Genomic DNA, 12,804 nt, shown 5'->3' on the forward strand with positions numbered 1-12,804 from the left:
CGGGATCGCTATGGTGCCGGGCCTCTGGGGTCGCAAGATTGCAAAGCGTGCATTGTCGCGCGTCGTCGCTTCGCGTCGGCTGCAGGCTGATTCCGCCTCACGTCCTGTAAGAATTCTGATCTACGGGACCTATTACACCGGCACGATCACCTACTACCTGTCGGATGACGAGACGGTGCTCGACGCCTACGACAATCCGACCGTCGGCGGGTGGGCGTCCACCAACTCCGATGTCATGTTCCGGCAGGCGCTTTCGGAATGGAGTGCGGTCGCAAACCTGACCTTCGAGGAGGTAACCGCCCCCGAGGCCGATGCGACCTGGACCGAATATATCGTCAGCGGCGAGAATTACGGCTACGGCGCCTATCACTACACGCCCAACAATTCCGGTCTTGGCGGGGCTTACAACGCCTTCTACGTGAATGCGGAAACCAATGTCGAAGGCGGCTACGGGCTCTACACCTTCCTCCACGAAATCGGCCACGCGCTGGGCCTGAACCACACCTTCGAGACGACAGGGGATGGACCGTTTCCCGGCGTCACGGGCCAGAACGACCCGGGCGACAACAATCTTTCGACCGGCCTTTACTCGGTCATGGCCTATGTCTTCCAGCATCCCGATTTCGACAGCGGCTATTCGAATATCGGCTATGCCGCCACGCCGATGGCCTTCGACATCGCGGCCATCAAGGCCATCTACGGCGCCAACATGTCGCCCGCTACCGGCGACGATATCTACTACATGCCCGGCACCGGCGATACGCAGGCTTGGCGCTGCATCTGGGACGCCGGCGGCACCGACACCATCAGCGCCGAACTGTGCGATGGCGGCGTGACGCTCGACCTGCGCGAGGCGACCCTGCAGAACGAAGCCGGCGGTGGCGGTTATGCCTCTTACCAGGACGGCAGCAGCGGCGCTGGCATGGTTTATGGCGGCTACACCATCGCAAACGGTGCCGAAATCGAGAACGCGACCGGCAGCACCTATGCCGACACGATCACTGGCAATGCGCTGGCCAACGAGATCGCGGGCGGCGACGGTGATGACGTGTTGGTCGGAGGCGACGGCGACGACACGCTCAACGGGGGTCTCGGCGCGGACAGCATGACCGGTGGCCTGGGCGACGATACCTATTACGTCGACGACGCTGGCGATAGCGTTGTCGAACGCGATGGCGAGGGCACCGACCGCGTCATCACCACGCTCTCTGCCTACACGCTGACCGATTATGTCGAGGACCTTGAAGGGTTCAACTCGACCGTACTCAACGGCAATCTCGGCGATAACGTCATCACGGTCACGCTGGACGACGATGGCGGCGATGCCGTCTCGCTCGAAGTCTATGCGAACAGCGGCAGCGACACCTTGAGCGTCGTGGATGGCGGTAGCGCCAGCACGGTCGACGTGCTGCTCAACGGCAATCGCGGTGCGGATAGCATTACCGGCCTCTCGAATGACGGCACGCATACCACCGTCACCAACACCCTCAATGGCGGCAATGGCAGCGACGTCATCACGGGCGGCAGCGGGGCCGGCGTCACGAACTACATCAGCGGCGGCAATTCGAGCGATAGCCTCTACGAAGGCCTCGACGGCGCAATCAATATCATGGATGGCGGCGACGGCGAGGACATCTTTTATGTGACCCAGGCCAGCACGGTCATTCTCCAGGGTACGAACCTGTTCGACGACACGGTCGATCTGAGCGGGCTCGATAGTTACACCTTGCCGGACCTCATCAAGAACTTCCTCATCACCTATGATGGCGATTGGGGCGAGTTCACCGCCAACGCCGAAGATAACGCGATCACGCTGACGCTGAACGCCACCGCGAATTACGGGTATGCCGATCTCTACGGCGGTGCCGGCAACGACACCATCACGGTCGTCAACGCGACGACGCTCGACGAGAACTATGTCTATGTCGACGGCGGCGAGGGCGGCGATGTCGTAAACGGCATGGATGTCCTTGCAGACCAGTTCTATGTCGAGAATGTCATCGACGGCGGCGATGGCAATGACACGCTTCACGGCGGTTCCGGCGCAGCAACCGGCGATTTCGATACCATGGGTAATTTGCTGTGGGGCGGCGCGGACGACGACGCACTGCACGGCGGCGACTACGCCACCAATGTGCTCGACGGCGCAACCGGCACCGATATTCTCTATGGCGGCGACAACGCGGAAAACTTCTACGTTCTGGAAGATGATGCGTCCGACACTATCGTATTCGGCGTGGATTCCGCCGAGAACCTGCGGGTCGGCCTGAGCAGCTACACTCTGGACAATGATTTCGACTGGGTTCGTCTCGATGGAACGAACCAGACCATTACCGGCAACGCGGCAGACACCCTGTTCACCGGCATCGACAGCGGCGACACGGTCCATGGCGGGGCGGGCGACGACAGCTACGAAATCAAAGATACCGATGTCAGCATCGTCGAGCTCGAAGGCGAAGGCATCGACAGCGCTATCTGGCAAATCTTCAACGGCGACATCAACCTGTTCGATAATGTCGAAATCAACGAAATCTGGAATCTCTATACCGGAGACATCTTCGGGACCGACGGCGACGACACGGTAACTGCTTATAGCGGCGCGACTGTCCGCGGCGGCCTCGGCAACGACACCTATTACGACACCGGTGCCAGCTTTGTCGAAAATGCCGGTGAGGGCACAGACACCATCATCACCGGGGAGACGGCCTATACGCTGGCCGCCAATTTCGAAAACCTTTCGTGGGATGGCACCTCGCAGGCCTATAACTTCATCGGTAACTCCAGCGACAATGTGATTACTGCCGGTGACCAGGCGGATTCGCTGGACGGTTTCGAGGGCGACGACACGCTTGACGGCGGGGACAATTACGACCTTGCGTCCTACAGCCTCGCTGCGGCGGGCGTGACCGTGGACCTCAATTTGCAGGGCGCGGCGCAGGATACCGGCGGCGGCGGTTTCGACACGCTTGTCGGCATCGAGGCCATCGAGGGATCGATCTTCGCCGATACGCTCATCGGAGATGACGAAACGACGTACATCTACGCCGGTGACAGCGCTGATGCCCTTTACGGCAATGGCGGAACGGACACGCTCAACGGCGAAGGCGGCAACGACATCATCGAAGGCGGCGCCGGTAATGATGACCTCTTGGGCGAGGCCGGCTGGGACACTCTCGACGGCGGCGAAGGTGACGACACCATCGACGGCGGCAACGGCACCGATACGGCCAGCTACGCCTCGGCAGCGGCTGGCGTGACTGTCAGCCTCGCACTTGCAGGTGGCGCGCAAGACACCGTGGGGGCTGGCAGCGACACGCTCGTTTCGATCGAGAACCTTGCCGGCTCGTCCTTCGCCGATACGCTGACGGGGGACGAGAACAGCAACACCCTGTCCGGCGGCGCGGATATCGACACGCTTTACGGCGAAGGCAGCGGTGACGCGCTCGATGGCGGCGAAGGCAACGATATCCTCTTCGGCGGCGCTGGCTGGGACAACATGCTCGGCGGCGCAGGCGATGATACGCTCTGGGGCGGCAATGGCGGCGACCTGATGAAGGGCAGCGCCGGGACCGACACCTTCCATGGCGAGGCAGGCTACGACCGTATCTACGGCGGCAATGATGCCGACCTAGCCTATGGCGGCGAGGACACCGACGACATCTTCGGCCAGGCCGGTGATGACGAGCTCTACGGCGATGCGGGCGATGACCGCCTGCTCGGCTCGAACGGCCGCGACACGCTCGACGGCGGGGACGACAATGACACGCTCGATGGCGGTGCGCAGAGCGATATCCTCATCGGCGGCGCGGGCGACGATGTCCTCACCGGCAGCTGGGCGCGCGACGAACTCACCGGCGGCACGGGTATGGACACCTTCGTGTTCGACGACGGCCATTCGGGCAAGTGGAAGGGCAATGCCGATGTCCTGACCGACTTCAGCCAAGCCGAGGGCGATATCATCGACCTCAGGGCCATCGATGCCATCACCGGCGGCGATGACGATGCCTTTGCCTTCATCGGTGAGGCCGAGTTCACCGGCACGGCGGGCGAGCTACGCTTCTATGTCGATGGCGAGGACACTTTCGTCGCGGGCGATGTCGATGGCGACGGCGTGGCCGACTTCCAGATCAGGCTGGAAGGCGTGCACGATTTCACCATGGGTGATTTCGTGCTTTAGCGGACGAAAGACCCGCTCGGTTGTCAAACCCCTGAACATGTGTTTGAAGTTCGCGCAATGGGGCCGACAATCGAACAATTGGGGCAGCGATGCAGGGATGCTGCAGTGGGCGTGTACCAATGGGACGCGCTGCTGCAGGACCTTGCCGAATGGGTCGGTGGATCCAAGGCGATGCTGCTAGGGGCGGAGGAGGCCGGGCCATACCGCCATTCCGCCACCTGGAATCTCGCGCCAGAGCCGCTCGCCAGCTACAATAACTATTACAACCGGTTCGACCCTCGCAGAAAATTCGCCCTTTTCACGCCTGTCCACCATTGCCAGCTTGGACAGCAATATGTTGCGAACGACACGATTGAGGGCACCGAGTATTTCGACGCCATCAATGTCAGGGGCGACGTCAAGGATTCGGTCCACGGTGTCATCGCCAGCGACCGCGAAATCGGGCGCCGCACGATAAGCATCCAGCGCGGTTTTCGCGAGGAATTCTTCGGTCAGGCAGAAGCTGCGCGGCTTGCTGCCGTCCTGCCGATGCTCGAAGCGGCGATGCGCGATTCCATCCGTTTCTCGCGCAGCCTCGCGGGGCAGATGAGCGGCGAGGGCTATTGCTATCTCGTGGTGGACCCTGCCCGCCGCGTGGTTTTCAGCGACGCGGACGAGGGCGGCCAGCTATCGGCGGGTAACTCCCTTTCACTGTTAGGAGGTCAGCTCACCAGCGGTGATGAGCGTATAGACATGGCCATCGAGCGGGCTATCCGGTCGGCCATCGGCGGGACCGCGCTGCATCTCGACATCGCTGGGCTCGAACTTTCGTTTTCTCGCGTACCCGGCTCGCTTGGATGGCTGGCAGACGATGACCATTGCTTCCTCGCCATCGTCCCCAAGCCTGACCTTACGCAAACGCGCACCGACCTGTTCGCGATCGCCCACGGTTTTTCCGCGCGCGAGAAGGAAATCCTGTCCGTCCTCCTTGGCGAAGATGATCTGCGCAATGCGGCGGAAAAGGCGGGGCTCACATACGAAACCCTGCGCTGGCATGTGAAGAACATGCAGCAGAAAAGCGGTATCCAGCGACGCGATGCCATGCTGGCCGCCGCGCGCGAGGGCAAGCTGGATTAGCCTCGGCAGAATTCAGGGCAAGACCCACCCAATTGGGTGGTCCAGGAAATTCAACAATAGTTTACCGCTGTAACGGGGCATCGGGGTCGCACCAGCGCGAAATACTTTCGCCGGACGATGCCACCTAGCCCCCGGAATTGCAGCTTCGCGAGAGGCTGAAGGCAGCCGTCCTTTGGTGGATGGATGTATCACAAGGGATATTGGGGGTCGAAATTATGGGCGGTTTTGTCGGTACGGACGGGGACGACGTTATCGAAGGGTCGGAGGACGACTTCGACAACATCGAAGGCGGAGCCGGGAACGACACGCTCAACGGCAACGGTGGCTTCGATTATATCTACGGCGGCGATGGCGACGACACCATCGATGGCGGCGACGGCAACGACAGGCTTGTCGGCGACAATGGCAATGATTCCCTGAGCGGCGGGGAAGGCGACGACGAGTTGTGGAGTCTTTCCTACGCTGGCTCCAACGACACGCTTCTCGATGGCGGCGCGGGGATCGACACCGCCATCATTTCGCGCGTCGACACAACCAGCGCGCTTACGCTCGACATCTCCGACCCATCTGCCGCGTGGAACCTCGGCGGCACTACCGTCGTGAATGTGGAGCGCATCGAATATTGGGGCGGCACCAATGTCGATACCGTCACGGGCGGTGCTCTCGATGATGTCATAACGGGCCGTGAAGGAAACGACATCCTGGCGGGCGGTGCCGGTAATGACGAACTCTTCGGGGAAACTGGCAACGACACGTTGCGTGGGGGCGCTGGGGATGACCAGGTATCGGGCGGTGAGGGGAACGACCTCGTCGAGGGCGGCGAGGGCAATGACACAATTTCCGGCTGGACTGGCGCCGACACCATGCGTGGAGGGGCGGGGGATGACCTCGTAATGGTCTATGTGGAAGCGTCGGGGTCCGCCGATACGCTCGCCGAGGGAGGCGAGGGGCGTGATCGATTGGGAATCGACGCAACCGACTATGCCACTGCCATCACGATAGACCTTAGCGCCGGGGGCGAATTCACCCTCTTCGGCACGAACGTCAGCGGGTTCGAAGACTACACCATCAATGCAGGTTCCGGCTCGGACACGCTGACGGGCGCTGCGATGGATGACGAGCTGCTGGGCTTCGCCGGCGACGATGAACTCAATGGCCTTGCAGGGAACGACATTCTGTACGGCGGCGATGGCGACGACATCATTCGCGGCGGTGACGGAGAGGACAGCCTGAGCGGCGATGGCGGTGCGGATGTGGTCGACGCCGGTTCCGGCAACGACCGCGTCTGGAGCACCTACGAGGTCGGCGTAACTGCCGATGCGAGCCTCGAGGGGGGCGATGGCATCGACTATCTCATTCTCGACGTGTCGCAAAGCACTCTGGCGCAGGTCATCGATATCTCGGCAGCGACCACGCAAACGGCACATGGCACCGCGATTTCCGGCTTCGAGCAGCTCACCTTCACCGGCGGTTCGGCCGACGACGTCGTCACCGGCGACGCTTATGGTGACTGGATGCAAGGCCTCGACGGCGACGACACGCTGACCGGCAATGGCGGCGACGACGAGTTGCACGGCGGGCTTGGCGCGGACACGCTCGCCGGCGGAGTGGGTGCAGACACCCTCTTCGGCGACGAGGGAGCGGACAGCATGTTGGGCGGCGAGGGAGACGATTTCCTTTACGCCCAGCTGGTCGATGGAACGGCCGACACCCTGATCGATGGCGGCGCCGGTCTCGACTTTGCTCTCTTCGACAAGACGTCCAGCACGGCATCCCTCGTCTACTCGCTGCTGGAGACGGGCGACCAGTCGGTCGACGGAACGACTGTGCGCGGCATCGAGTGGATGCACTTCTACGCAGGCTCGGGAGACGATGCGATCACGGGCGGCGCCTATGCCGACGAAATTTACGGCAATGGCGGGAACGACACGCTTTCCGGCGGGGCGGGCGACGACGAGCTATATGGCTCGACGGGCGACGACGTGCTCGATGCGGGCGCTGGCAATGATATTGTCGATGGCGGCGATGGTTCGGACACTCTGGTGCTGTCCGGCAACCGTGCCGACTACCGGTTCAATGCGGAGAACCAGACAGTTACCGTCACCGACCTCAGGGAAGGTGCCCCGGACGGCGTAAAATCGGCCATTTCGGTAGAGAACGTGCGGTTTGCGGACGGCACCTTCGCGATGTCCGCGGTAGCCGGCGTGGAAGTTTTCGGAACCGAATGGAACAACAACATATTCGGCACTTCGGCGATCGAAATCATCTATGGCCTCTCCGGAGATGATTTCATTCGCACTGGAGGCGGGGCCGATACTTCATTCGGTGGCGACGGCGATGATACCATCGATGTCGAGAATATGGGCACGTCTTCGGCCGACCTTCTTGCAGATGGAGGCGATGGCCTCGACCTTCTTCGTGGGGCGATTGGAAGGAGCAGCGAGGGAGTCACTGCAGACTTTACGACCGGAAACGAATGGGACCTAAACGGCACGATTGTCCGAAATTTCGAGCAGTTCGAACTCTACCTCTCGTCCGGCGACGATTAGATCATCGGCGGTGCCTATAACGACCGCTTCATCAACAGCGGTGGTGCCGACCACATCGACGGCGGCGGCGGCGATGATCACATCGTCAGTAGAAGCGGCGGCGGCTCCCTTTATGGTGGCGACGGCGACGACTTCATCGAAACCTACATCCTCGGACACCTTGTCGATGGCGGTGACGGCCACGATACCTTGCGTCTCATCGTCAGCGATTTCGCAGCCGCAATCGACGGCGCAGAGCAGGTGTTTGGGAGCCTTACAATACGAAATATCGAGTCGTACGAGCTATTGGGCGATCAGTACGCGAACAACCTGACGGGCGGTAGCCATGCTGACCGTTTGCTGGGCCGCGATGGTGATGACGTGCTCGGCGGTCTGGAGGGTGGCGACTATCTCAACGGCGAAGCAGGAGCGGATGTAGTAGATGGCGGCGCTGGGGCGGACGAAGTTCACGGCTGGACCGGCAATGACGTGATCTATGGCGGTTCGGGTAATGACATGCTCGACGGAGGTCGCGATGTGGACCAGGTTTATGGCGGTGATGGCGACGACCACATTTTCAGCACCAACGAATATTATGTCTGGGACGACTGGACCGTCGATGAGGCGTATTGGGTTTACCAGACCACTTTCGACCAGGTCCTGGACGGCGGCGCCGGCATCGACACGGCGGAAATCGAGCGGCTGGGGGTCACTTTCGATATCACGATATCCATCGCCGACCCGGACGCCTCTTTCACCGCGAACGGGACCACGTTTACCGGTATCGAGCGGATCCTCTACACCGGCGGCGACAACCGCGACATCATCACGGGCGGCGCTTATGACGATGTCATCACAACCGCCGGGGGTAACGACAGCCTGACCGGCGGGGCCGGGAATGACGAGCTTTACGGCGGAGACGGCAACGATACGATCTCGGGCGGTGCCGACGACGATCTCATTATCAGCGATGCCGGTGACGATACGGCCTATGGCGGGTCGGGCGAAGATCTCATCGACGGTGGCGTCGGAAACGACAACCTCTACGGCGATGACGGCAACGACCGGCTTGTCGCAGGGCGCGGTACGGACAATCTATATGGCGGCTCTGGCGACGATGTGCTCGTCACCTCGCGCCATTATTACGACAACGGCTGGCAGGCAGATATTTCGACTGCGGGCCGGATGGATGGCGGCGAAGGAATCGATACGCTTGAACTCGATGTCAGTGGTTCGACGCAGGGCTACAACTTCGACATTTCCGACCCGACACGTTTCAGCAGTTCCAACGGGCTGGGTATCCGGAACATCGAGCGGCTGGTGTTCGATGGCGGCGATGCCGATGACTTCATCGTTGCCGGAGAATATGACGACCGCCTCCTCGGCGCGGCGGGCAATGACCTGCTGGTCGGGGCATCGGGCGACGATTACATCGATGGCGGCGATGGCTTCGACGAAATTTACGGCGATGCCGGAAACGATACCATCCATGGCGGACTGGGCAGCGACTACCTGTCCGGCGGCGATGGCGACGACACCATCTCGGCCTTGTCGGATGATTACATTGCTGAAGGTGGCGCGGGAACCGATGTGCTCAATCTGCGGGTGAGCAATGTCACCGGACAAATCACTATCGACCTGACCAGCTCTGCCACCCAGACGGCAGGTAGCCTGTCGTTCTCGGGTTTCGAGCAAATCAACTATCACGAGTATAATCTCTATACGACTGTCGATGCCCAGCTGACCCTGACGGGCGGAGACCTTGCCGACAGCGTCATTTCAGGCTCCAGCGACGACACCATCGATGGCGGCGCGGGAGACGATTTCATCCAGTCAGGTTCGGGAGCAGATATCCTGACGGGCGGCCTGGGGGACGACGTGCTCGATGGCCAGGGAGGTGACGACACGCTCTTCGGTGGCCTTGGCAATGACCAGCTGTCAGGTGGTAGCGGCATGAATACCATCCATGGCGGCAATGGCTGGGATATTATTTTCGCTGGTTGGGGCCGCGAAACCTTCGATGGCGGTAATGGAATCGATACGGTCGATTATTCGAAGAACAACCCTTACGACCTGACGGTCGACCTCGCTCTTGTTGGAGAGCAGAAGACTTCTGAATACGGTTACTATGGCACCTTCATCTCTATCGAGAACCTCGTCGGTTCGAGATACGACGATTCCCTTGCCGGTAACGACGTCGCCAACACCATACTCGGCGGCAGCGGTAATGACCTCATATATGGTGCCGGAGCAGGCGACGTTCTCGACGGCGAGGGTGGCAACGACACGCTTCATGGCGGGGCGGGCTGGGACAGCATGCTCGGCGGAGACGGCGACGATACGCTTTGGGGCGGTAATGGCGGGGACCTGATGAAGGGCAATGCCGGAGCCGATACCCTGCACGGCGAGGACGGCGTCGACCGCATTTACGGCGGCAATGATGCCGATACTGCATGGGGTGGTGCCGAAATGGATCGCATCTTCGGGCAGGCGGGTGACGATGTGCTCCATGGCGAGGCTGGCGACGATATGTTGCTGGGTTCCAACGGCCGCGACACGATTGACGGTGGTGATGACAATGACTGGCTGCATGGCGGGGCGCAGAACGACACGCTCCTCGGCGGCGCTGGCGACGACGTTCTTACCGGCAGCTGGGGGCGTGACCGTCTGACCGGCGGCACGGGTGCCGACACCTTCCTTTTCGAAGAGGGCCACAGCGGCAAATGGAAGGGCAATGCCGACATCATCATCGATTTCTCGCAGGCAGAAGGCGATATCATCGACCTGTCGGCAATTGATGCCGTGTCCGGCGAGACCGACGATGCATTTACATTCATCGCTAGCGCCCGTTTCAGCGGCACTGCCGGGGAATTGCGCGCCTACGTACTTGGCGAGAACACCTATCTTGCTGGCGATACCGATGGCGATGGCGCGGCCGACTTCACAATCATGCTCAAAGGTATCCATGACCTGACTGTGGGAGACTTCGTCCTCTAAGATTGGCACGGGGCCGCGCACGGTGGCGGCCCTTGCTTGCCATGTCAGCTCTGGCGAAAGGCCCAGCGCAGCGTCTTGGCCGCACCCCATGCAGCGGCGCGGGCAGGGATGGCTCCGAGGCCCGGGCGCTCCAGCCCCAGCATCGAGCGGGCGAAGGGCGGCAGCAGCGCGATGCTCTCGGCGACGATGGCCTTCTGCAGTGCGGGCGGCGCGCCTTCGGGTTTGATGCTCACCACGAATTCCGCGACCTCGCGCGCCTGCGGGCTGGTGGACAAATCCTCGCGCAGTTCGCGGAAGATCAGTTCCGCCTCTCGCCGGTTGGTGGGAATGGGGTCCGCCCCCAGCACCGCCGCGACGACGGCAAACTGGCGGTAATATTCGTCCTGCTCGTGGCCCGGCATATCGGGTCTCGTCACGCGCATGTAGCCTGCGAGGAAGCTGGTCGCCTCGGCCACGTGGACCCAGGCCAGCGTGCGAGGGTCGGTGGCGGAATAGGGCGAGCCGTCGGGCAGCACGCCTTTTACACTGCGATGGATGCGGTTGACCCGCTCAATCGATTCCATCGCGATGTCGCGGTGGGCGAAGGTCGTGTCGGTGATGAAGTGGGCGGTGCGCGACAGGCGCCCATGCATGTCGCTGCGGAAGTTCGAAAAATCGAGCACACCCTGCAGCGCATGCGGGTGGAGCATCTGGAGGAACAACCCGCGAATACCGCCGACCATCATGCCCACGATATCGGCGTGGACCATGCGGATGGGCGTATCCTTTTCGAACAATGCCTCGTCCGACACGCCGCGCGGCTGTGCGTTCGCATCGCCCTCGTTGAAGGTGGCTCTCACCGTGCCGACTATGCGTTGGCGAAGAAATTCGAGAGGGTCGGGGCGACTCACAAGGGCCAATATAGGCTTGGCGTTCACGAGATAAATGCCTAGGTCGCGCATGCGATGAACGAAATGACCGACAAGACCTTCGAACCTTCCGCCAAGACCGTCCTTCCCGCGCCCGACATCGAAGTCGATGTGCGTGAGACTTTCGGTATCGATATCGACTGGAAGGTGCCCGCTTTTTCCAAGCCGGACCCGCGCACGCCCGACCTCGACGAGGCCTATGTGTTCGATGCGGACACCACGCTCGCCATCCTCGCCGGCTTCGCGCATGACCGCCGCGTGATGGTGCAGGGCTATCACGGCACGGGTAAGTCGACCCACATCGAACAGGTCGCAGCGCGCCTCAACTGGCCGTGTATCCGCATCAACCTCGACGCGCATATCAGCCGTATCGACCTCGTCGGGCGCGATGCCATCGTGCTGCGCGACGGCCTGCAGGTCACCGAATTCCGCGAAGGCCTGCTGCCCTGGGCGCTCCAGCACCCGGTCGCGCTGGTGTTTGACGAATATGATGCGGGCCGCCCCGACGTGATGTTCGTCATCCAGCGCGTGCTCGAACAGCAGGGCAAGCTGACGCTGCTCGACCAGAACCGCGTGATCCGGCCCGATCCGCATTTCCGCCTCTTCGCCACAGCCAACACTGTCGGCCTCGGCGATACTTCCGGGCTTTATCACGGCACGCAGGCCATCAACCAGGGCCAGATGGACCGCTGGAACATCGTCACTGCGCTGAACTACCTGCCTGCCGAGACCGAGCAGCAGATCGTCGAGGCGAAGAACCCCGATACCGACCCGAAGATCCTTGCCGACATGATCAAGGTCGCCGACCTGTCCCGGCAGGGCTTCATCAATGGCGATATCTCGACCGTGATGAGCCCGCGTACGGTCATCACCTGGGCGCAGAACTACGCCATCTTCAAGGATGTGGGCTTTGCCTTCCGCCTCTCCTTCCTCAACAAGTGCGACGAGGAAGAGCGCATGCTCGTGGCAGAGTACTACCAGCGCGTCTTCGGTGAAGACCTGCCCGAAAGCGTGGTCGGGAAGAGTTAAGGTTGGAAGGCCTATGCATGACTGTGTTATTCGTGTAGCACAGTAGGTC

The 12,804-nt window shown here is 61.6% G+C and carries 7 protein-coding genes; 5 read left to right on the forward strand and 2 right to left on the reverse strand.

Annotated features, from left to right (window positions below; all coding sequences use genetic code 11):
* Nucleotides 1-10 precede the first annotated feature (10 nt).
* From K3152_RS00845 to K3152_RS14230, 3 genes are all read left to right on the forward strand, one after another.
* A complete protein-coding gene (locus K3152_RS00845) occupies nucleotides 11-4,177 on the forward strand; it encodes a M10 family metallopeptidase (RefSeq protein ID WP_221572219.1) in 4,167 nt (1,388 codons plus the stop codon).
* 105 nt (nucleotides 4,178-4,282) lie between these two features.
* A complete protein-coding gene (locus K3152_RS00850; protein WP_221572220.1) occupies nucleotides 4,283-5,293 on the forward strand; it encodes a helix-turn-helix transcriptional regulator in 1,011 nt (336 codons plus the stop codon).
* A 215-nt stretch (nucleotides 5,294-5,508) separates the two neighbouring features.
* Entirely contained in the window at nucleotides 5,509-7,842 is a 2,334-nt protein-coding gene (locus tag K3152_RS14230; protein WP_282098328.1) for a calcium-binding protein, read from the forward strand.
* On the opposite strand, the gene K3152_RS00860 is transcribed toward K3152_RS14230, so the two are convergent.
* Nucleotides 7,777-8,025, reverse strand: coding sequence for a hypothetical protein (locus K3152_RS00860; RefSeq protein WP_221572222.1), 249 nt, complete (start codon nucleotides 8,023-8,025; stop codon nucleotides 7,777-7,779). The two genes, K3152_RS14230 and K3152_RS00860, sit on opposite strands and share 66 nt — an antisense overlap.
* A 102-nt stretch (nucleotides 8,026-8,127) precedes the next feature.
* On the opposite strand from K3152_RS00860, the gene K3152_RS00865 reads away from it, so the two are divergent.
* A complete protein-coding gene (locus K3152_RS00865) occupies nucleotides 8,128-10,818 on the forward strand; it encodes a calcium-binding protein (RefSeq protein ID WP_221572223.1) in 2,691 nt (896 codons plus the stop codon).
* A 44-nt stretch (nucleotides 10,819-10,862) separates the two neighbouring features.
* On the opposite strand, the gene K3152_RS00870 is transcribed toward K3152_RS00865, so the two are convergent.
* Entirely contained in the window at nucleotides 10,863-11,657 is a 795-nt protein-coding gene (locus K3152_RS00870) for an oxygenase MpaB family protein (RefSeq protein WP_345719745.1), read from the reverse strand.
* A gap of 105 nt (nucleotides 11,658-11,762) precedes the next feature.
* Between K3152_RS00870 and K3152_RS00875 the strand changes: the two genes are divergently transcribed.
* Entirely contained in the window at nucleotides 11,763-12,755 is a 993-nt protein-coding gene (locus K3152_RS00875; protein WP_221572225.1) for an AAA family ATPase, read from the forward strand.
* The last annotated feature ends 49 nt before the right edge of the window (nucleotides 12,756-12,804 follow it).

The sequence above is a fragment of the Qipengyuania polymorpha genome, from assembly GCF_019711435.1.
Lineage (GTDB): Bacteria > Pseudomonadota > Alphaproteobacteria > Sphingomonadales > Sphingomonadaceae > Qipengyuania > Qipengyuania polymorpha.

Bases quoted from the DNA above. Each gene is read 5' to 3' on its own strand.
- K3152_RS00845 (WP_221572219.1), top strand. From the start codon at position 11: ATGGTGCCGGGCCTCTGGGGTCGCAAGATTGCAAAGCGTGCATTGTCG.
- K3152_RS14230 (WP_282098328.1), top strand. From the start codon at position 5,509: ATGGGCGGTTTTGTCGGTACGGACGGGGACGACGTTATCGAAGGGTCG.
- K3152_RS00875 (WP_221572225.1), top strand. From the start codon at position 11,763: ATGAACGAAATGACCGACAAGACCTTCGAACCTTCCGCCAAGACCGTC.